The organism is Micromonospora sp. NPDC047620 (assembly GCF_043205005.1).
In the GTDB taxonomy this organism is placed as follows: Bacteria; Actinomycetota; Actinomycetes; order Mycobacteriales; family Micromonosporaceae; genus Micromonospora.
The window spans coordinates 232,038-255,242 of the sequence record NZ_JBIDDG010000011.1 but is presented as its reverse complement, the minus strand read 5'-3'; the positions used below and the strand labels follow the sequence as shown (position 1 = coordinate 255,242).

Below are 23,205 nucleotides of genomic sequence, written 5' to 3'. Positions count from 1 at the left end.
CGGGGGACCGAACGGATGGTGGATCCGCATCGACAGGGGCAACGAAGCGATGATGTAAGGAACCACATGCGCAATGTCGTAATCGCCGTTCAGGTTGTGCGTGATCTTGTTAAGCCATTGCCGGTGCAGGTCCTTCCGTCGCTGCTCGGACATGACCTCCGGATACGGAAGCAACTTCCGGAACTCCGACGCCTCACCCAGGCGAAGGTCAGCGGCCAACTGGCGGGCCACCCACGCGCGCAGTCCAGCACTGCTGCGCTCGACCCCCGCGTCCTTCAACTCCCTCCCGAAGCGACGCACCACCGCGTTGTAGAAGCCGCTCGACCTCGGCGTGCGCTCCGTGAGATCGACCCCGAGCACCTCGCTCGTCCACCGCACGAACTCCGCCGCATCATCGCGGGTCCCATCCACCCCACCACGGCGTTCCACGGCCGACAACTGCGCGACCGCCGAAGCCACGGTCTGCTTCCAGCCCTGCCGGGCGCCGCTGGACCCACCGACCGCCGGCGCCCCACCCGACCCCGGGTCCGGCTCGGTTGGTCCGGGGTTCTCCGGCAGGGGCCCGAGATCACGCTCCGGTTCCACCTGGTCCCACCCCGCCAGCAGATCCGACTCGACCGGGTCGGCACCCCACTCCGGCTCCCAGTCCATGTCGAACGGCGGTGGATCCTCCCCCGCCAGCAGATCCGACTCGACCGGGTCGGCACCCCCCTCCAGCTCCCAGTCCATGTCGAACGGCGGTGAATCCAACCCTGCCAGCAGATCCGACTCGACCGGGTCGGCACCCCCCTCCGACTCCCAGTCCATGTCGAACGTCGGTGAATCCAACTCTGCCAGCAGATCCGACTCGACCGGGTCGGCATCCCCCTGCGGCTCCCATCTCTCATCGAGCGTCGGTGTATTCATTCGAAACACACCCATTTCAGCCAGTTCCGTTTCCAGATCCGGGTCCGCTACGGATGCCTGGGCACTAGACGCCGGGCCAGGACCAGACGAGCCGTTGTTTTCCGTTGGATCGGACGGCTGCCGGGGAAAGCCGGGCGGCTCGGGAGACGTGGCGCCCGCTGCCTGCATCGCCTTGGACGGGCCGCGTGGCGTGCTGGTGGAGGCGAGCAGGATGGCGCTGGTGTCGGTGCCGGTCGTGGTGTTCGGCCGCGGGTGTGCGGCGGTCTGGCCGCGCAGGTCGGTGATGGTGGTGGGTCGCCCGTTCCCGTCGAACGCGGCCAGCAGGGTGCTGGACATGAACAGGTGTTGTAGCCACGCATCTTGTTCTGGTTCGGGTCGGTTGACGGCGTCGGGCACCAGGGGGTCCCGCACCTGGATTCTCGGCGGCCCGGATTCCTGTGGCTGGCTGTAGAGGGCGAACACGTGCTGCTGCTCGTTCGGTATCGCGGCCTTGACCACGACCATCGACCCTGGCACGGCCCGCAGCGCGGCCAGCACGTCCTCTCCTGCGACTCCGTGCGGGTGGGGGCCGACAGGCTCGGGCACCGTGTCGAGGATCTCCATCAGTTGCGGCCAGCCCATGTTGGGCGCGAGCCGGCCGTCGGGTCCGAGGATCCGGTCGTCGAACACCGCCCGGTTGCCCAGCCGTTTGTACTCGGTTTGGAACACATCGAGCGTGGCCGCCACGCACCACCACGGGTCGCCGCTGCTGCCGGGACGCACCTGCTCCGCAGCGGCCGAGTTGGCGACCCGCTGCCCGGACTCGAACATCGCGACGGCCGGCCCAGTTGCCGCAACGGCCGGCTCGCCAAGCTTGCCAGGCACCCCACCAAGCGACGACGCCGCCGCACCACCAGGCAACGACACGTCACCGCGTACCGCACCGGCCACGTCCGCGGAAGGGTCTGGCTCGACCGGCGGGGTCGACGTCGACGTGGTCCGCGCTGCCACGTCCACGTGGCGCGCGAGGGCCGACGGGTCGCGCGGGTTGTCGGTCCCGTTCGGTGTCGGCACGATGTACCAGATGTCGTCCGGTCCCGCGTCCTCGCCGGCCCGGGCCTTGGCCCAGGTGCCGAGCATCTGCATGCTGCCGGTGTGGATCTGGTTGCGGGCGGGTTCGTACCAGCGCAGTTGCCCGGTGGGCAGGACCACGCCGGCGGCGACCGTGGACCCGGCCACGGCCAGCACCCGGGTGCCCGGTGGCGGATCGGCCGGCAGGTCGCGGGTCGGCCGGCTCGCGGTGAACCCGGGCCCGGGGGCCTCGTCCAGCAGGTCGGCCATCATCTCGGCACGCCGCTGCGGGGTGTACGCCAACCAGGCGGCGGCCACGTCGTCGGGGCGGCCGGTCTCCACCGACCCGGCCGGCGGGGTGCTGGTGGTTTCCGGCCAGGCTGTGGTGTCCAGGCCGTTGGCCAACCCCCGCAGGCCGGCGGCGTCGACCGGCGGAGTCGCCTGGGTGACCCACTGGTGGGCCAGGTACCCCTGGTGCCGGTTCAGGTTCTCCACCAGGGCGGCCACCGCCGTGGCGAAGTCGTGCCGCGACTCGATCTCCGCCTCGTGCAGGATCTCCAGCCGGGATTCCACATCGGGCCGGCCCCGGTGCGGGGCCAGATCGTCCTGGACGCGCTGCGGCAGCCGCCGCACGGCGTCGTCGAGGGTCTCCGGGCGGCCGGTGGCGTCCAGCCGCACCATCTCCCCGCCCGGGTAGGCGAGGTACGGCGGCTGTGCGGTGCTACCACCGTAGACCCGCAGTTCGACCGGGGTGTCCAGGCTCGCGGCGAGGTCCCGGGCGAGTTGTACCCGGTCCAGTTCGTGTACGGCGGTCTCGTCCGCCGGGGCGGTCGCGGCGTTGTCGGCCTGCCGGGTGGGGTCGGTGCTCAGCACCACGCGCGCCGGGGGCGTGCCACCGTGCTGCGCGCGTACCGAGCGGTCCAGCTCCTGGACGGCGGACCGGCCGTGGCCGGAGCGGGCGATGTCGGCCAGCGCGGCGTCGATGTCCATGACGGGGGTGCCGCGTGGGGTCGGTGGGACCGGCAACGCCATCGCGTCGACCTGATGTTGTGCGGCGTCCCGGGCGGCCTCGCGGGCCGTCCTGGCCTCGTCGAGCATCCGTACCGTGTTGGTGTGCGCCTGCGCGGAGATGTCGCGGGCCCGGAACTCCTCGCTCGCGGTCTCGACCTGCCGGCGCAGGTCCGGCAGCTCCGAGCGGACCCGGTCGAGGTTCTGTCCGGCGTCCCGGAGGTCGCTGGTGGCTTTCTCCAGCGCCGTCCGGGCCGTGTCCAGTTCCCGCTGCGCCTGGAGAAGTTCTGCCTGGGCGGCGGCCAGCCGTGGCTCGTCCTGGCTGGTGGCGAGGTCGTCGACCGCCTGCCCGGCCGCTGACTCCAATTCCTCTCGTCGCGTCACCTCCGCTTCGAGTCCCGGCATCGCACGGTTGAGGTCGCCGATGTTCTCCTCGAGCCGGGCGCGTTCGCCTTCGGCGGCGGTGACGGCGGTCCTGGCGGCGTCGAGCGACTCCTCTGCGGCGTCCCGGGCGCCCTGCGCGTCGCGTTCGTTCCGGCGCGCCTGGCCGAGGTCGTCGACGGTGCGCTGGAGTTCCTGGGTGGCCTGCTGGAGGCGCTCCCGCGTCACCTGCCGCACCCGGGCAGCCTCGGCATCCGGAGCGTCCGGGGCCGGATCCGGATCCGGTGCGGTGGTGAACAGCCGATCGGCGAGGTGGCGCAGTGCCGGCCCACGGGTGCCGGTGGCGTTGTCAGCGAGGTTGCGGATCGTCTCGGCCCACTGTTGCCGCTGCGGCGCGGAGAGGGTCTGACGGGCGTCGCGCACCAGCGTGGTGACGGCGGTGTCGGGAACGTTCAGGCCGGCGAGCGTGTCGGCGGTGAGGTGCAGGATCGCCGCGTCGACGGCGTCGACCGGACCGTCGAGGGTGGCGGCCAGGTTACCGAGGGCCGACACGGCGGCCGGGTCGGCCAGATCCGGCCGGGCCAGCAGGTTGGTCAGCATCTCCTGCCGCCCGGTCGGCGCCCCCGGGGCCGGGGCAGGCACCGGGGCCGGGGTCCCGGCCGGGGCCGGGGTGGGTGGGGTGGGGCCGAGCAGGTATTGGTACCCGTCGTCGAGGTGGCCGTAGCGGGCCAGGGTGAGCAGCGCGTCCCGGGCGGCGAGGTCGACGCCGTGGGGCAGTCCCGCCCGGCGGATCTGAAGCTCGCTGTGCGCCCGGTCGGAGAGCAGGTCCGCCCGGTGGTCGTCGAGGAAGGTGCGGGAGTCGTCCCAGTTGCCGATGGCGAGCCACTGCTCGAGGGCGGCGGATGCCGGGGGCATCGAATGGTGCACGACGTGGGCCGGCGGCAGGGGGGTGGCCGCCACCGTCCCGGCCCAGGCGGCGGACGCTGAGATCAGGTCGTCGAGAGTGGAGACGTTCCGCCACGCCTGGGCCAGGGCGGTCGCGGTCGTCCCGGACGCGGTCAGCCTGGCGGCGGCGTCCGGTGCCAGGTCGTCGAGCAGGTTGATGTTGTGGTACAGCATCCGCTCGTCGGCGGGGAGCGCGGCGCGTAGCGTCGCCACGTCGTCGCGGTCGGGTGCCGCGGGCAGCCGGTCGACCAGGTCTTGCAGGGTTTCCGGCCAGTTCTGTTGGGGGTTGATGGTCCACGCGGCGGTAGCGATGGCCCGGAAGGTGTCCAGTGGTCCGACGGCCGGGTCGAGGATGTCGGCCACGGCCCGCAGGATGCCCGCGTCGGAGACGGCCTCCCGCTCCGGCCGGGGCTGGGTGACCCGGGGGTCGGCGTCGACGAGGTCGGCCAGCGCCCGCAGCCCGGCCGGCGCGGCCGGGTCGGTCGGCGCGGCCGGGTCGGTCGGCGCCACCGCGGCCACCGCGTCGGCGAGCACGCGGTGGCGGGCCGCCGCGTCGGCGGCGTCGAGGTAGTCGAAGGCGGCGGTCAGTTGTCCGGCACGAATCGCGTCCAGCAGGGCCTGGTGCCGGTCGAGGACCGGATCGCCGGGCGGCGCCGGGGCCGTCTCGGGCCGGGTCGAGTCGGGCTGGGCCGGCGGGGCCGGGGGTGGCGCCTGCTGGTCCTGCGCCAGCCGCGCCGCGGTCGGGTCGGCGCGCAGCGCCGCGAGGTTGTCTTCCGCGAACTGCCGGGACGCCGCCCAGTTGCCGTCGTGGAGCAGCCAGCTCGTCAGCGCGTCGGGCTCGGCCAGGGTGACGGCCTGCGCCCCGGCGAGGACGTCCTGGAACTGCTGGTCGTCGAGGGTCCGCTCGGCCGTCCCGAGGGCGAACGGGTCGTAGAGCCGGTAGGTGCCGTCGGCGTCGACACATGCTGCGGCGGCGCCTTGGGGGCGGGAGATCCACAGTCGGGTACCGGGGCGCAGCGTGTCCGGCGCCTGGGGTAGTGGCCCGGTGGTGGTCCATCCCGGGGGCAGGGCGGGGGCCAGCAGCCGCCGCGCCTGACCGGCCCGCGTCTGCGGGGTGTCGGTGTCGTGCCGGGTGGTGTGGGCCGCGAGGGGGTTCGCCGATCGGGCGGGCAGGCCCTCGGTGATCCACTCGCGGGCGCGGTCGTCGGCGTCGGCGCGTGCCTGCCGGATGTGCGTCTCCAGCTCCGGGCCCAGCTCCGCGGCGGCGTCCATCTGCACCGGGGTACGCCCCAGCAGCTCGTGGTAGGTGGCCATCTGCCGCCGCAGGCGAATCCCGGCAGCGTCGGCCCGCAGCTTCAGATCACGGTCCAGGTCGAAGATCACCTCGGGGGCCGTGATCGGGGCGAACGTGCCGTCCGGGCCCTCCCGCAGCTCGGTGATCCAGCCCTGCGGGTCGATCCGGTACCGGCTGGCCGCGCCCTGGTCGTCGGTGACGGTCAGGTCGAGGTGGGTTTTCAGCTCGAACGCCACCACCCGGGCCACCGTGCGCGGGTCCTGAGCGAGCAGTTCCACCTCCTCCGGCGGGGTGACCGACGCGGAGCCCGGCGGCAGCACCGCCTGCACCCGCTCGACGATCTCCGGGATCCGCTCGTTGAACTGCCGCACGTCGGCTGCGGACGGCGCGGCGCCGACCGCGAGTTTGCCGACCCGGTTCCTCCAGGTCTTCAACTCGGCGAGACCGGCGGTGGCCTGCTGCGTGGCGTTGAGCCGCTGGAGGTGACCCACCGCCCAGTCCAGGGTCAACTCGTACCGGCGGCGGGTCTGCTCGGCGGCGCTGGCGGTGAGCCGGAGCGGGCTGACCGGGTCGTAGTGGTTGCCGATCTGGTCGCGGATCAGCAGGGCGGCGTGCTGGGGCGCCTGTTGGGGGTCGAAGGTGCCGGCGTCGATGACACGGCCGGCCACCGGGGCGGCGGCCATACCCGCCGGGGTGGCCCGTTGCAGCAGACCCTCCAGGCCGATCGTGGGGGCGTCTGCCGCTGGTGCGGGCCAGGCGGCCGGGTTGTTCGCCTTCCAGTCGTACCGTTCGGAGAGCGCGCGCTGGAGCTCGTGTACCTCGCCGGCGAACATCTCGTAGAACCCGTCGCCGCTCATCCAACCGGTGCCGGGGGCGTCGTCGGCCTCGAAGCGTTCCGGTCCGATCGGCGCCAGGCCGGCGTCGCGGTGGAAGGCGCTGTGCCAGTGCGGGACCGCGACGAAACGGGCCCGGGTGCGGATCCGGACCAGGTACGTCACCCCCTGCATCTTGAGGTGGTTCTCGAGCCGCTTGGTGTCGTCGAAGGTGGCGCTGTGGCTGGCCGGCGCGGTCCGGTTCGCGCCGGTGGTGATCTTGCCGGCGACCGTCTTGTCCTCCTGCACGCCGACGTTCGTCGTCCCGAACGGGGGCAAACCGTAGGACGCCTCCGCGTCGAGGTTGGGCCGCCACCGGTTGCGCGACTGGGTGAACGCGGTGGTGAACGCGAACTTGGCGTACCGGCCGGTGCCGGTGGTGGTGAGCCTGCTGATGATCTCCAGCGAGTAGGGCTCGACGTACATCCGCATGGCGACCCGGTTGTTGGACGCGCCGGCGACGAACAGATGCGAGCCGAGCAGGTATCCGCCGTCGCCCAGCCCGTCGGAGAGGTGGTTGTCGACGTTGAGCCGGGACAGCAGGCCGTCGAGCGCCACGCTGCCCCGGTAGGCCGGGTCGTTGGCGTGCGAGCCGAGCACGTTGCCCATGAGGTGCCGGGCGGCCGGGTAGAGTTCGTCGATCAGGGCGTTGACGTAGGCGTCGCGGGGCAGCGACGGCAGCGCGCGCAGGTCCAGCTGCGGCGACCGGGGGACGGGGGTGGCCTCGGCCAGCCCCCGGGGCACCTTGAAGTCGATCCGCCCCTCGTAGTGACGGGTCAGCACCGGCTCCACCGGCGCGAGGGAGACCCAGTCGGCGAAACCGGCGGGCGCCTGGTGCAACGCCCAGTCCGCCGCGTCGTTCAGGGCCGTCATCACGTGGTTCACCAGGTAGCTCGGCTGCCAGCCGTGCATGTGCACCCGGCTGAACTTCAGGGTGAGGCCGATGAGGGACCTGGCCAGGTAATGCCCCGTCCAGTCGTAGACGGTCTGTTCCCGGACGACCTGCGCGGCGCCCTTGACGCTGCGCCCCCCGCCCGGCGCGAACGACAGCGACCCGGCGGTGGACACCGGGACGCCCTCGACCGAGAAGCCGACCTTGGCCGGCATGAGGTTCCAGCCCAGCGCCTGCCCGATGATACGAGCGGTCGCGCGGTAGGCGTGCCCGTAGTTCTCGATGCCGTAGTCGGCAACCCAGTCGGTGTACCAGGGACTGTCTCCCAGGGTGGCCGAGATTTCCAGCTTGAACATCTGGGCCGCCACCGGGTTGCGCTGGTCGACCAGGTAGAACGACACGCCGTTGTAGCGGTGCAGCATGTCGGCGAACACGATGTTGGCGCGTTGGCCGGCGAGCGTGGACTGGAGCGTTTCGAGGCCGCCGGGCAGCGCGCCGACCACCGACTCGTCGGGCGAGACCATCAGGACGCCCCAACTGGTCCCCGCCCCCGGCCAGTTGTCGTGGCTGGCGCCGAGCAGCCCGGGCCGGCCGGCGTCCACCAGCTCCCGGACGGCGTCCAGCACGGTCGTGGTGGGGCGTGGCCCGCCGTCCGCCGGTGCTGGCCCGGTGAACAGCGTCACCTCGTCGACGCCCGCGTGGCCCAGCGTCCGGTCACCGGTACGGGTCAGGTAGGGCGGCATGGTCAACGCGCTGAACGGGTTGACGTTCGGGTCCAGGGTGATCCCGAAGTCGGTGGTGAACTGCGCGCGGCGGCGCGGGTCGAGCACCGCGCCGCGCTGGGCCAGGTCCACGTGCCGGTCGGCGAGCGTGTGCGCCCACGTCTGGACCCGGTGCTGGATCAGGTACGTGCCGAGGTCGGGCAGACCGGCGGCGGTGCGGCTGGCGGCGCGGTCGGCCAGTTCGCCACGCCACCGGCTGAGCAGCCCCGCCACGGTGTTGCCGCTGAGCACCAACTCGCCGCGGGACCACCGGCCCATCGCGTCGAGCAGCTGCACATCGCTGATCGGCAGCTTTCCGGCCGCGTACTGCGCCAGGGCCTCCGCCTCGGGCAGGATGAACTGCATCATGCGGCCCCGCAGGTCGGCTCCGGGTGGCACGCTGACCCGGCTGACGACGAACCCGACCTGCTTGTGGATGCCCGCGCGGACGTTGATGTCGTATTCCGCCTCGAAGGCGTACCCCCGGCCGAAGGCCAGCTTGAGCATCTCCAGGCCGCCGACGCGCTTATTCTCCTCCGACGCGTTCTTGCTGACCCGCACGCCCGCCGACTCGCCGAAGCTGAACTTCCACGGACCGAAGTCGTGGCCGAGGCCGATGTTGGGCAGGTTGAACCCCCACGTGGACGACTCTTGGGCGACGTTGACGATCTCGGCCAGCTCAAGCTCGATCAGGCCGGTGACGTACTGGTCCGGGGTGGCTCCGACGAACCGCGCCCCCCGGATACGGGGCACCTTGACCGAGAGCGCCGCTCTGGTGGTCGCCACGAAGCCCGGCTCGACCAGGGTGGTCGCGCCGTACTGGCCGAGCACGGCCTCCTTGAACCGCGACTGGAAGGTGATGTGGTTGGTCAGACTGTCCACCGGCCCGGTCATCGGCTGGCCGGCCTGGGTCAGCTCCTGCGGCAACTGGTCCTGCGCCGCGGCGTGCAGGCCGTGCGCGTCGACGAAGTACACGATGCCCTGGTTGAGCACCGACGGTTCGGTGTCGCCGGGGGCCACCTCGCTGAAGGTGGCCGGGTCGGTGTTGAACTTCAGCAGCGCGGCGTGCACGTTGGCGCGGATCAGCTCCGGCGAGACGATCGGGGTGGCCCGGTCGCTGATCTGGACCACGAAGCCCAGGTCGTACGGCAGGTTGACGAACATCACCCGGCTGCTGGTCTCCTTCAGCTCCGGCCGGTTGACCACCCGGGTCACCCGCTCGGCGGCGCCGACGTTGCGGCTCACCGACCCGCCGAGGAGTCCGACGGACCGGAGCTCCTTGACGCTCGGCGGCAGCGCGATGTTCACCCCGGCCTCCGCCAACCAGCCCTGGTTGCCGCTCGCGCCCTGGCCGGCGATGCCGAGCGACATCCCGAGGGTGACCGTGCTCACCTCGTCGCTGAGCCGTTCGAAGTGCACCGAGTTGCCGTCCGCGTCGACGTCCGCGGAGATCCGGGGGATCGCGTAGACGGTCACCTTGGCGGTACGCATCACCCCGTTGCGCCAACTGTGCAGGGTGAACGGCATTCCCGCTTTCGGGGCGGGCGCGTCCGGGTCGTCGACGGCAGCGGCGCCGTCCTGGCCGAGCGGGTCGAAGTGCGACTCCAGGCCGTCGCCGCTCACCAGCTTGTTGAGCAGGTCCAGGTTGTCCATCGCGGCGTCGGTGTCGCGGTGGACGACCTTGTCGTAGGCGTCCCGCACCCCGTCGATTACCCGGCCCAGCAGCGGCCGTTCCTCCAGGGGCGTACCGGGATCCGGGGTCGCCGGCCGGCTCTGCTCCCCGTGCGCCCACGGCCGGTCCGGGTCCGTCGGAAGGAAACCCTCGTCGGCCAGCACCCGCATGAGACCGGCCCGGAGCTGCCGCACCGCCGGCTTGTCGATCCTCGGCAGGGACTGACCCAGCAGGCCCCGCCCCTGAAGGACGTGCCGGGGCAGCACGTTACCGCCGGTGTCCTCCGGGTGCACGCCGGTGTTGCGCAACCGCTGCCGCCACTGGTCGTGCGGCACCGACCGGGGTCCTCCGCCTGCCGGCACCACCGCCAGGTCACCGTCCGCCAGCCCGGGGACGGGATCGGGGGCGAAGGCGTCCGCGTCGACGCTGAACCCGTAGTCGAAAGCGTCCGGCTCGGACATCCGGAGCACCGCCGACCCGTTCACCACCGGCGTCGGATGCGGCCACTCACGCGGCCGGCGGGAGGTGACCACCTCGACGTGCCACTCGAACGGCACCTCGTGGGCGACCGTCTGACCGGTGCGCCGGCCGACCACGACGTTCAGCGACGCCACCGTGACGCCACCACCGTCGTTGCTGGTCCAGCTCATTCCCGCACGGGCGGAGAGACCGAGCTTGGCGTTCTCCTTGTACGCCCGTGGATCGTCGAGACGCCTGGCCAAGGGCAGGTCCACCGCGCCACCGAGGGACAGCCCGGCGGACTGCTGGAGGGTGAACTCGCCGCCCTGCCCCACGATGCCGGTACGCACCTGCTCGATGTGGGCCTTGTCGCTGCTGGCGCCCACCCGCGTGGAGCCGCCGCCGAGGCCCACCTGCACGGAGCCGCCGAGACGACGGCCGTAGACCCGGATGCTGGCCGCCGCGTGCCCGTCGTCGTGCAACGTGAACGCGTAGCCCCGGGTCAGCGCGCCGGCGTCGCCGTCCGCCTCCGGCGTACGCCGGTTGTTCACCGCCTCGTCGAAGTGGGTCTCCAGGTTCCACAGCTTGCGCTGCAACTCGTTGCGCATCGGACTTTCGATGGACATGTCGAAGCCGTCGGCGCGCAGCCGGTCGATGACGAGGTCGTACAGCTCGTTCAGGCCGGTGATGTTGCTGGCGGAGAAGAGCTCCGGGACCCGCGTCAGGTTGTCCCGCATGTGCTCGGGCAGGTCGGCGACCACCTGCTCGCCGGCGTTCTCCAGCAGGTGATCGGGGATCGCCACCACCAGCCGGGCCGGTTCCTGCCCGTCCGGCGGCTCCGGCACCTCCACCGCCTGCCACGGCTGTTCGTCGCCGCGCGCCTCGATCAACCACCCCGGCTTGTACGAGTAGAACGTCGAATTCGCGCGGGTGTCGGACACCCGACCCTTCTCCGCGTCGATCAGGTAGGCGGACTTCTGGTCCACCTTGTTGAGGGTGGCGTTGAAGCGGGGCCCCCAGTGGGTCGTCAGGCCGAGCGGCACGTCGACGTTGAAGTCACCCCGCAACCGCACCGCCCGCGTCGGGGTCCCGTCCGACTGGCTGTGCGCACCGGTCTGGAAAACACCCTGGGTCAACTGGTTGGCGTGGAAACGGCCGTTCTCACTCGTCAGGCCCTCGGTGTCGTCCAGCGACGGCCCGGACGCCTCCGTGTCGAACGAACCCGCCGGGTTCGACACCAACTGCGGGTCCTCCGGCCGCAGGCGGGCCCGCACCTCCATGCCACCCAGCGTGAACACGTACCCGTCTTCGGAGACCACCTGCGGGTAGTTGTTGAGCAGCCGCTCATGCAACTGTTCCCATTCGTTGTCCCCCACGGTGACGCCCCGCCGGGTCGCCTCCGCGCGCAGCCCCTGCTCGATGCGGTCCAGGTCCGGCAACGCCGCCTTGGGATCGCCCAGTGCGAGCGCCCGCCGGTCCGGGTTGGCCGGCCGCGCCGGGGCCTGCGCAGACGACCCGTCGGGATCGGGTGCGGCCGGTCCGGCGCTGGCCTCGTTGCCGAAGACCCGCACATCCCGGTCGGCCTCGGGAACACCGGACAGCAGCCGGGTGGCCGCGTCGGCCACCTCGCGCGGGATGGGACCACCCCGGGACTGGACAACCACGGCCACCCCGGTCGCGGGGGCCGCCAGGGCATCGGGGGACAGCGTGTCCGGGCTGGTGCCGTTCTGCGCGAACAGGACGACCCCCCGGTGCTCCCGGACCGTCCAACCCCGGTACACCTCGAACCCACCGGCGGCAGCCGGTCGCAGGCCCAGCGGCCCCGGCTGCCGAGGCGGTGCCGGACGCAGCGGCACCCGCCAGGCGTGCGCGGCGGCCGGGAAGGTCTCCTGACCCCGGGCGTCGACCGGGATCAGCTCGTCGACACCGGCCGGCTGCCGGCCCACCACGGAGACCGGCAACACCACCTCCAGCCGCCCGCCGAACCGCTCCCGCAACAGCTCCGCCACCCGGGCAGCGGCCACCGCACCGGACGGCGTACCCGGTGTGCTGGTGGCCGGTGGCGCGACGAACACCTGGAGCGGGCCGGAATCCGGCGGAAGCCCCCGACGGACGGCCTCCACGACGGCGACCGGGTCGCCGACCGACTCGTCCACCACCAGCCGGGGCCGGTCCGGGCTGGCCAGGTCGGACCAGTGCAGGGTCGTGGCACCGGCCGGCGGCCGTGGACCGGTGTGGGCGAGCACCCCACCCGGGACGTGGCTCAGCTGGACCCCGGCCGGCAGGCCGGACACCTCCGACGGGACGAGAGTACGTCGGTCCAGCCCCAGCCCGGAGGTGATGAGGTGCGTCGGTGGCGCGGCCGGCATGCCCCCGAAGATCCGACCGACCCGGTCGCGTACCCGTTCGGGCAGCGGGGTCGCCCGCCAGCCCAGGAACACCGCCGGCTCGGCCAGCCAGCCACCGGTGTCCGGCAGCAACCGACGCGCCCCGTCCAATTCGGACTCCGGCCCGATCCACAGATGGCTACCGCCGTCCCACACCACCCAACCGTCACCGAGCCCGTACACGCCGGGCGACTGCTCGATCAGCCCGTACGGGGCGGGCCGGCGCGGTGCACCGGCGCTCTCGGGCAGGAACAGATACCGCTCCGGCCGCCCACTGAAGAACGTCACCTCGCCGTTGGCGTCCAACGGGACGACCTGCGGGCTGGGCACCGGCCGGTCCCGCAACGCCGACCGGGGCACCGACAGCATGGCCGAGGACTGCCCCAGCGCCTGCGCGGTGACCTCCAGCGCCCGGGCCACGCTGACCGGCTGGTCCTGCGGCCAGTGCAGGACAGCCATGGTGGCGTCCTGCGCCCGCAACCCGGCCAGCGCGGCACCGAGACGGTCCGGGTCGAGCACCGAGGAGTGCAGCAGGACGGCCGGGCCGGGACCCGTCGGAGCCAACACCCGCGAGCTGATCGGGCCGGGCACGGTGCCACCATCGTGCAGCAGCACACCGCCCACCGCGCGCTGGAGCCGCAGGTTCTCCGGCAGCCCCTCGGCCATCACGACCAGCGGCGCGTCCGCGGACGCGGCCGGCCGGACGACCTGCTGCTGACTGTCCTCGGCAACCGGTACCGGCGGTTGCGGGGTCGGCGCGAGCTGCTGCGGGGGTACGGCCGACGGCTCGACCGCCGCAGGGGTTTCCGGCACCAACGCGTCGAAGTGGACGCCCGGCCGATCCGGGTCGGTGGCCACGGGGGCCAGACTGACCGGGGTGCCCCCGGCCGGGCCGTACCCGCCCACCGGCCGAACCCCGTCCGGGGCGACCTGGGAAATCTGCATCCCAGCACCGGTCGCGTGCGCCAGCAACGGTGCCAGGAACTGGCCAGCCGGGCTGTCCGACAGGTTCGCCCAGTCGTGCACGGCAGCCTTCACCGCAGCCAGTTCCCCGGGGTCGAGCTGGCGATCGGGGTCGGTCAACAGCTCGAACAGGTGACGGCCGGCGTCCGCCGGATTCGCCCACATCTCGTCGAGACGTGCCCGCGCGGTGTCCGGGTCCAGGAGACCGGCGTCCACGAGTTCACCGACGCGCCGCCGCGCCTGGTCGGGGCTCAACGCCGCCACGTCCCGCTCGTATTGCGGCCGGAAGGCGAGCCGCTGCGCGGTCACGTCCGCCGGCAACCGACCCGCGTTCTCCTCCAGATAGCCCGACACGTGGTCCCGCAACAACTCGGTGACCCGACCAAGCTCGGACCCCTGCGGCACCCCGGTACGAACCGACTCGGCAACAGCGGCCCGTACCCCGGCCGCATCGGACAGGAACTCCCGCAGGTCCGCCGGCAGCCGCGCGTCCAGCGCGGTGCGGACCAGGGCCGGTTCGGAGACGATCAGCGCCGACAACAGGTCGAGACCGTCGCGGGGCACGCCGAACCGGACCAGGGCGGGCGGCTGCTGGTCGACCGGATGGTCGGATGGCTGCATGGGGGAGTCGGCCGGGTCGGTGGAAGTGGTGTCTGCCCGCATCGCCTGGGACGGACCGCGTGGCGTGCTGGTGGAGGCGAGCAGGATGGCACTGGTGTCGACGCCGGTCGTGGTGATCGGCCGCGGGTGGCCGGCGGTCTGGCCGGGCAGCAGGTCGGTGATGGTGGTGGGTCGCCCGGTGCTGTCGAACGCGGCGATTCGGGTGCTCGAAGCGAACAGGTGTCCCAGCCACGGGTCGCGCCTCGGGTCGGGCGGTTCGGGTCGGTTCTCGGCTTCGGGCACCAGGCCGTCGCGCACCTTGATGGTCGGTGGTCCGGCTGGTTGTGGTTGGCTGTAGAGGGCGAAGACGTGTTGTTGCTCGTTCGGTGGCGCGATCCTGACCACGACCATCGATCCCGGCACGGCCCGCAGCGCGGCGAGTACGTCCTCTCCTGCGACTCCGTCGGGGTGGGCGACGCGTTCGGACGTCGCGTCGAGGATGTCCAGGAGTTGCGGCCAGCTCGTGGTGGGTGCGAGTCGGCCGTCGGGTCCGAGGATTCGGTCGTCGAACACCGCCCGGTTGCCGAGCCGTTTGTATTGGGCTCTGAAGGCGTCGAGGGTGGCCTGCACGCACCACCACCACGGGTCGCGGCTGCTGCCGGGGCCCACCTGTGTCTGATCGATCCAGTCGGCGACCCGCTGCGCGGACTCGGCCGCCGCCGCGGCGGCCGGCCCGGTCGCCGGGACCGCCGGTTCCGTTGCCGTGCTGGCCGGCTCGGCGCGTCCGGCCGGGTCACCACCGGCCGAGTCGTCCAACGAGGACACGCTACTGAACGAATCCCTGTCGCCGAAATCGCGCTTGACCGGGTCGCCGTTGATCAACCCGTCCCGCGAAGAGGCGTCACCGAACGGGTCCGTGTCCCAGAATTCGCGCTTGGCCGCTTCACCATTGTCCGACTCGTCGAGCGCCGTCATGGTGTCGTTGAAGCTGCTGTCGCCGCTGAACACGTCGTCGCTGACGACGGACAGGCCACTGTCCGACGCCGCGTCGCTGGTGTTGTGGTGGTTCGGCGTGCCGTCGGTGCCAGGGGCAGCGCCACCTGGCACCGTACTGCGGGCACCGGCCGCATCCGGCGTGCCCGGAGTGCCCGGCGCACCTGGCACGCTGGGCACAGCGGGCACCCCAGACGTGCCCGGCACGCTGGGCACAGCAGGCACCCCAGACGTGCCCGGCACGCTCGGCACAGCAGGCACCCCAGACGTGCCCGGCACGCTCGGCACAGCCGGCACCCCAGACGTGCCCGGCACGCTCGGCACAGCAGGCACCCCAGACGTGCCCGGCACGCTGGGCACCCCCGGCACCCCAGACGTGCCCGGCGCGCTGGGGGTGGCCGGCGTGGCGCTGCCGGCGGCCTGGGCGAGTACCTGGTGGTATCCGTTGACCCAGTCCTGCTGGAAGCCGGCGAGGGTGCCGTGGCTGGCCGGATCGACGCCGTACTTTTCGGCCAACGCGGTGAGCAGGGTTTTTGCCAGGCTGTTCGCTGCTGCGACGTGCTGCTCTGGGGTCACCGGCACCGTCGGCACGTCGGTGCGCCGGTTTGCCGGGGTGTCCGTGGTGGATGGGGTGGTGTCCGGTCCGGTGGTGTCGGGGATGGCCGCGGCCGTGAAGCGGGCGGGCAGGTCGGTGACCACCTGTCGGACCGCGTCCGCCACGGCGTTGACCTGCGCGGCGGCCGGACTGGCCGCCGGAGCCGACGGCACGGTGGGCGGCACGGTGAGTGGTGCGGTGGGTAGTGGGGTGGTGCCGAGGATCTCGTCGAGCATCCGGTCCAGGTAGGCCCGCACGTCACCCGCGACCACGGCGCGCGCGGCGTCCGACGGCACCGCCGCCGCCCCGGCGGCCGTCGGCAGGGCGGCGCCTCCCGGCACGCCAGCGGCCACCGGCACGTGAGCGGCCCCCGGCAGGACCACGCCGCCTGGCAGGGTGGCGGGCGTCGGTGTGCCGGCGGTGAGGTACTGGTCGATGTGGTGCTTGGCGGCCAGATGCGCGGCCGCGCGCAACGCCTGCCAGTCGAACGCCGCCGGCAGCGCGGCGACAACCTGCTCCGGGCGTACCGCCGTCGAGATCTGCCCGCCCGTCGGGATCTGCCCCGCGAGGGCTTCGGCGACGCGGGCGACGGCCTGGTCCCGGACACCGAACAGGTACCGCTCGGTGAGAGCGGTGGCGGGCAGGCCGATCTGGGACAGGAAGGCGGGGACCGTCGGGTCGTTCTGCCGGGCGTCGGCCCACTCGGTGAACACCTGCTCGACCGGCACGGGAAGCGCGGCCAGGAACTGCCGTGCCTGCCCGGTGCCGGCCAGCAGCCCACCGTAGTGGTCCACCAGTTCCCGCTGGAACCGATGCCACTGCTCCACCACCGGCGCACCAGCTGCCGCGACCCACTCCGGCACCGGTACCACCGACGCAGCCGGCACCGACCACGACGGCACGGACAGGTCCGGTGCCGACAGCGCCGGTGCCGGCACCGGCGGGACGGGCACCGGGGCCTGCCCGCCGGTGCCCGCACCCGCCGGATCGTCGACCTCCGGCTGATACGTGGACGGGTCCGGAGTGACCGGGATGGGCGGCGGCACCGGCGCGACCGGCTTGCCGTCCGCGGTGAAGCCGGTGCCACCGGGCATAGTCCACCGGGGCCGGGTCGGGTTGAACCCCAAACCGACAGCCACGCGACGCGCAGCGGCCCCGGCCCCGGCCGCGCCCAGCTCACCTGCCCCCGCCAACGCCCCGGAAATCGCGGCCATACCAAGACCACTGGGGTCGTAGGTCCCGTCGACCATGTAGCTGGCGACGATGTCGCCGACCACCTCCAGGCCGACCTCCGACACCGGCACCATCCACAGACGGGTCAACAGGTCACGCGTGGTGTCCGACACCCCGAGCTTCGCCAGACCACCACCCACGACCCCGGCGAACCGGCCCATCGCCGGCCCGGCCGCCGTGGTGACACCCGCCACCGCCAACGCGTACAACGCCTGCTTACCGACCTGCGCCCAGTCGACCCCCGGCATCAGACCATCAGCCACCATGGTGATCTGCGCCAACAACGACGACCCCGGCATGAACAACATCTGGATCGCCGTGCTACTCGCCGCCGCCCGCACCATCGACGACCGCAGGATCGTCTGGATGATCGTCCGGGTCTTCACGATGTGCGCCGCCGCCTGTACCGGCAGGAAGAACGCCAACGCGAACGCGACCGCCAACTCCGTCATCATGAATATGAACATGATGAGCGCCTGACGATCCGTGAGCTCCATCTGACCGAGGAAGCCCCGCATCGCCTTGGCCACATCGACCTTCAGATCGGCAACCTGGCCCAGCAACTCCACGAACGGAGCGGTCTGCGCCACGAACCGGTCGAAGGCCTCACCCTCCCCCGCGGCCCGAACCGCCTTGATCACCTGGATCAACTCCGGAACCAAGACGGTCCGCACCCGATCCGCCAACACCTCCAACGCGTTCAGGTCATACGCCAACAACGGCAACTTCGACCGGTGCAACCGCATCCCGGTGAAATTTTCCAGGGCCCGCTTCGACGACTCACTGAGCCCCACGGAAGGAACGGCGGCCTCACCCATCGCCAACGCCCCCTCCCGCCCCCGATCAGGGGCACTCAGTGCACATCACTCAGCGGCGCAGGCCGCCGCCCCAACCCACGACCAACCCGTCCCCGCGGATCAACCCCGCGCGCCACCGCTCATGTCCGGAACCAGATCGTGGACGGTGGCCTCGGTGTTCTCCCCGACACGGCGATAGAGGTCCACCTTGTCGCCCTGGAATCCGGAGGCCTCAATCAGCTTGACGTACGCCGCGAGCACGATGCCCCCGAGCAATTGCTGCGCGGCCTCGCGGGCCTGCAGGCTCAGCTCGTCGTCCGCGGGAACGCCAGCCGCCCACCGGCATAGGGCGATCTCGAGGATCGGGTCCACCGTGCCGGCGAACAGGTGCTCCTTGAACAGGCGCAGCAACGGCACCCGCTGGGCCACGGCGTCCCCGTTGAACTCGTACCATCGCTCACTCATGACGCCGCCGGCCCGGGCCGCCGGTCGGCACTGCCGGAAACCATGCTGGCGATGCCCTCGACAAGCTCCTCGATGCTCCCGGCCGACTGCGCGGCGTCGTCGAGCTCGGAGAGGTGACGCGTCAGCTCGGCGGCACCGGCCATCGTCTTACGCTGGGCCTTCTCGCGAGCGGTACGCGCCGTCGTCACGATCAGGTCGGCCAGCTCGGGTGGCGCGAGTCGCCGGTAGGCGTCCCCGTTGAAGGTGATCCGGGTCAGCTCGCCGTGACCACCCACGGTCACCGACAACAGCTTCTTCTTGTCCTCCACGGTGGTCTGCGCCCGAGCCACGCGCCGGCGTACCCGGTCGGCCGCCTCCTCGACGTCCTTCAGGGCCGCACGCATCTCGGCCAACAGTTCCTCGTCGCCCAACATGCTCATCCCGATTACCTCCTCTTCTATCCCACGGCTGACCTGCGGCACCGGGTTCACGTCGGCGCAACAGTGTTCAACGGCCCCGGTACCGGCGGCGTTCGTCCTGGCTGCCGGGGCGCTCGTCGACCGGCATGCCGAACTCGTCGTCCTCGACCCGGGTGTCACGACCGCGCCGGCCGATCACCGCGGGCGCACAGTCGGGGTCGGTACCCCAGACCTTGTCGTCCTCCTTCAGCCAGGTGCTGCGCTGGCGGTCACGGTCCTGTCCGGGCTGGGGTGCGCCACCCATGCCCGGCATCATCGGGGGCATGAACGGCATCCCACCGCCCGGCATACCGCCCCCGCCGGGCTGCGGGAGACCAGGACCGGCACCCGGACCTGCATTCAGGTTGGTCCCGACCGGGCCTCCGACGGGCACCCCCAGCTTGTCCGGGTTCAGCGCCCCGGGCGAGCCGGATACACCCGGCACCGCCGACAGGCCCCCGGTGCCGACCTGCACCCCGGGAACGTGCGGGAAGCTGGCCGAACCGGGTCTCGTGACGTCGCCGAATGCCGGAGGGGTGGTGATGCTCCCGGTCGTACCCGGCTTCGGCGACACGTTCTTGCCGTCGACCGTGGTCGGGAACGGATTCCGGTCCACCGGCGCCGTCGGCCCGGTGTCGGGCCACGGCAACCTGCCCGCGTCCAGGCCCGGTACGGACCCACCCCCGCCGGAACTCCCCGACGGGTTGGGCGGCAGCCCGAGTTTCGCCCGCTCTTCCGGCGACAGAGGGACATCGTCCAGCAGCCCGCCGCGTTGCAGCGCGTCGAGCTGATCCGGACCGAGCTGACCGAGCTTCGTCGCACCCCCCGGCGACAGACCGTTCTTCCGCAGGTAGTCAGCCTGCTCAGCCGTGAGCGGCACATCGTCCAGCAGCCCGGCCCCGTCCAGTTGCCGCAACTGGGACGGCGTCAGGTCACCCAACGACTGCGGCCCGTCCAGGCCGAGCTTCGCCCGCTGGTCGCTGGTGAGGGGGGTCTCGTCCAGCAGCCCGCCGCGCGCCAACGCGTCGAGCTGATCCGGACTGAGCTGACCGAGCTTCGTCGCACCCCCCGGCGACAGACCGTTCTTCCGCAGGTAGTCAGCCTGCTCAGCCGTGAGCGGCACATCGTCCAGCAGCCCGGCCTTGTCCAGTTGCCGCAACTGGGACGGCGTCAGGTCACCCAACGACTGCGGCCCGGACGGACTGCGGTTGAGCCCGAGGTTCTTGGTCGGCAGGGAACTGCCCCCACCACCGCCGGTGAACGGGTTCTGCGCGCCACCGCCGACAGACGGTACGACCGGCTCGGGGATCGGAACGGGGGGAAGAAGACTGTTCGCGCCCCCACCACCAGACGGGTTGCCCGCACCGCCTTCGGTGAACGGATTGTCCAAGCTGCCGTTGGCGAACGGATTACCCGCGCCACCGCCGAACGCGGCACCCACGGCGCCATTGTTGGCAAACGGATTACCCGCACCACCAGCCTCGGACGGTTTTTCTGACTTGGACATCAGACTGGCGGGAAAGAGGTTGCTCGCGCCACCGCCAGACGGATTCTCCGCGCCACCGCCGGTGAAAGCGGCACCCAGAGCGCCATTGGCGAACGGATTACCCGCGCCACCACCGGCGCCCGAATTGGGCATCAGGCTGGTGGGGAAGAGAGCGCCCGCGCCGGCCCCGTTGGTAAACGGATTATCCAAGCCACCGCCGTTGGCGAACGGGTTCCCCATGCTGCCGCCGTTGGGGAACTGGTTGCCAAAGTTCGCTCCCACGTTCGCGAACGGATTGCCCACATTCGCGAATGGATTGCCCATGTTCGCAAATGGATTGCCCATGTTCGCGAATGGATTGCCCATGTTCGCGAAGGGGTCACCCCAGTTGGCGAAGGGGTTACCCATGTTCCCGAACGGGTTGTTGGGGAATGCGCCGTTGGGCATCCCCACGTCGTTGGGCATCGGATTCGGTGGCACCGGCTTCGGGTCGGTGATGCTCATCGGGTTGCGTGCCTCGGCGAACACCGCCACCAGGTTCTTCGCCGCGAGCACCGCCGGCTCGAAGGTCTCGAGGGCTTTGTCGGCCCACATCTGGCGCAGATGCTGGTCCAGCTTGTTCCACTCGGGGACGCTGAAGGCGTCGAACGGGTGGTACTTCACCCACGCGGGCGGCGTCCACGTGACGACACCCGCGTCCGATCCACCGAGCTTGGTTCCACGGTATTCCGATCCTTTTTGGTCCCCGGTGTCGGCGTACTGCTGGCCCAGGTCCCAGGCGTTCGACTGGCCATCGTGCAGGTCGCCGTACTCGAGCGTGCTTTCGTTGAACATCGTGGCGATGAGCCGGTACGGGTGCTGCCAGACGCCGGCCGGGTGGATCGAGGTCCACTTCTCGAAGGTGTCGCGCACCGCGTCGACGAAGTCCCTCATGGCCTGCTCGACCTGGGCCAGCGAAGTGTCCCACTGCTTGAACTGGGGCATGATGTCGGCGAGGTACTTGTTCGCCTCTTGCACCCGGTGCCGCCAGGCCGATTCGGCGGAGCCCTTGAAGTCGGGGCTCTTGGCGTTCACCGACTTGACCTGATCGGTCAGCTCGCTCGAGATCCCCAGCGCGTGGGTGGTCAGGTTGCCCAGGATCTCGCGGACGGACCCGATCGAGTCCGCGTCGAACGTGGTGTTCGGGCCGGCCACCTTGGGCAGGTCGCTGATCATCCGTTCCCACGCGTTGCCGAGCGAGACGACGTCGTTGCCCTCGGGGTTGGTCGAGTTCCCCGGGTCGGTGGTGTTGCGCTCCTGCCCCTGGGTTTTGTCCTTGCTGGTCACGCCCACCCACACCGTCAACCGGGTGATGTGCTTTGTCGCCCCGTCCTGTTTCCAGCGGTAGAAGGTGACCGCGTCCTTGTTGTACTCCGGCATCCACCCGCCGGGGGTGAGTTTCTTGAGCGTGCTCGTCTGGTTGATCAGCCAGTAGCCGGGCCCCTTGATGGTCCGCGGACGGTACTTGTCGTTGATGGAAGCCTTGTCCCCGCCCTCTCCACCGCCGAGCACCAGCCCCAGAATGCTCGCCAGGGCATCCTCGAACGTCGCGGTGTTCGTCATGACTAACTCCCGGTTTTGGGCATGAAGTACTCGAACTGCTCGGCGCTCAGCGTGCTCGCCTGCTCAATGGCGTCGGAGTCGGCCAGCAGGAACTTGATGCCGAGCTCCAGGTTGTTGATCTCGCTTCGCGCGCCCTTGAAGCGCGCGGCCATGCCCCCCCGGACGACGTCGATCGCCCCCGTGAGATCCTCCGCCTCGGTGAAGCCCTTCCCGCCGAGGCGCAGCTTGAGCGGCTTCGTGATGTCGACCGTCGAATCCGGCAGGGAGCCGTACGGGTAGACCTTGCCGTACATCAGATCGATCTCGTCGACCTGCTTGGTGTAGATGCCGTGCAGCTTCCGCAGGTAGCTCTCGTTGATGACGATGTTCTTCATCGTGTCTTCCTCTCGATGGAGACGGGCCAGCGGGACTCGGCTGTCCTCACCCGACGAAAGCCGGGGTCCGGGTGAGTCCGTGGACAGCGGTGAGCCAGACGCACTGGTCCACCCGGCGGTGCGGTGGACCAGTGCGTCTGACCCGGTATCGGCTCGGCAGGATTGCCGTCCCGACCCCGTGCGGCGTCAGGTCCGGCTGGGTGCTGCCCTCAGGTAGGTGATCCGTCGCGTCGGTTCCGGTGGACCGGCATCACATGCACTGGTCCAGGACACCGGCGCCAGCGGTCTCCTAACTGAAGATGGCCGCGCCCCGGTTGTCGCCGACAACGTAGTTCTGGACGATTTCCACAAGGCGCGCCTGCCCCATTGCCAGGGCAGCTCTCATTTCCTGCTGACCCAGATTCCACAGCTGCTGAGCGTCCTTGTAGGCTTCGGGCGCCTGGCCGTTGTTGGCTGCGGCGAACCGCGTCACATGGGCCTGGAGGTTTTCCAGCGACGCGTCGAGCTCGCGGGTCTCCCTGGTCATGGTCTCGGCGACCGCATGTACCGCAGCGGGATTGATGTTGTAGTTGGCCATCCTCGGCCTCCTTAACGTTCGTCGGTCCGGGTTCTGTCGGCCCGGGTTTCGCCGGTGGGACGCTCGGCGGTCAGGCTGCCGCCCAGCCGCCGGCCCGCATGGCGTTGTCGTCTTCGGTCGTGGTGGTCAGTTGCGAGTACTGCTCCATGTTCCGGTTGAGCAGGTTCAGGCCCTCCTGGACCTTCTGGAAGCCGGACAGCCAGTTGTTGATGGCCTGCTGGAACTTCGGCGCGGCCCCGTCGCTCGCCCACGAGGCGGCCAGCGCCTGGCTCGCGGCCACGACGTTCGAGTGGCTGTTCCTGGCCTCGCCCTGGGCCTGAACGAACGCCATGACCATGCCGTGGATGGTCGCCTGATCGGCGACGATCCCGTTGTTGGGGGCTACCATGACTCTCCTTGTTTGTCATCCGGCGCTGTCGCCGGAAGGTGTGTGATGTGGGCGCGTCTGCCGCATCC

Annotated in this window: 6 protein-coding genes and 1 pseudogene; all 7 read right to left on the bottom strand. The window is 71.2% G+C overall.

From position 1 onward, the window contains the following. Positions 1–17,805 (bottom strand): annotated as a pseudogene (locus ACGF5C_RS16180) (hypothetical protein); the annotation flags it as partial. A 123-nt stretch (positions 17,806–17,928) separates the two neighbouring features. After that, complete coding sequence (locus ACGF5C_RS16175) at positions 17,929–18,237, bottom strand: hypothetical protein (RefSeq protein WP_393302207.1); 309 nt, start codon at positions 18,235–18,237, stop codon at positions 17,929–17,931. Positions 18,238–18,269: 32 nt separating this feature from the next. After that, positions 18,270–18,692, bottom strand: a complete 423-nt coding sequence (locus tag ACGF5C_RS16170; protein WP_393270734.1) for a YbaB/EbfC family nucleoid-associated protein — start codon at positions 18,690–18,692, stop codon at positions 18,270–18,272. Between the two features lie 67 nt (positions 18,693–18,759). Further along, positions 18,760–21,798: a hypothetical protein gene (locus ACGF5C_RS16165; RefSeq protein WP_393302204.1), complete on the bottom strand. Its 3,039-nt coding sequence runs from the start codon at positions 21,796–21,798 to the stop codon at positions 18,760–18,762. A 2-nt stretch (positions 21,799–21,800) separates the two neighbouring features. Further along, the gene (locus ACGF5C_RS16160) at positions 21,801–22,172 is read right to left on the bottom strand and encodes a hypothetical protein (protein WP_350711309.1); all 372 of its coding nucleotides are present in this window, start codon (positions 22,170–22,172) and stop codon (positions 21,801–21,803) included. Positions 22,173–22,461: 289 nt separating this feature from the next. Continuing rightward, the gene (locus tag ACGF5C_RS16155) at positions 22,462–22,749 is read right to left on the bottom strand and encodes a WXG100 family type VII secretion target (protein WP_393302201.1); all 288 of its coding nucleotides are present in this window, start codon (positions 22,747–22,749) and stop codon (positions 22,462–22,464) included. 70 nt (positions 22,750–22,819) lie between these two features. Beyond that, positions 22,820–23,137: a WXG100 family type VII secretion target gene (locus ACGF5C_RS16150; RefSeq protein WP_393302198.1), complete on the bottom strand. Its 318-nt coding sequence runs from the start codon at positions 23,135–23,137 to the stop codon at positions 22,820–22,822. Between the last annotated feature and the right edge of the window lie 68 nt (positions 23,138–23,205).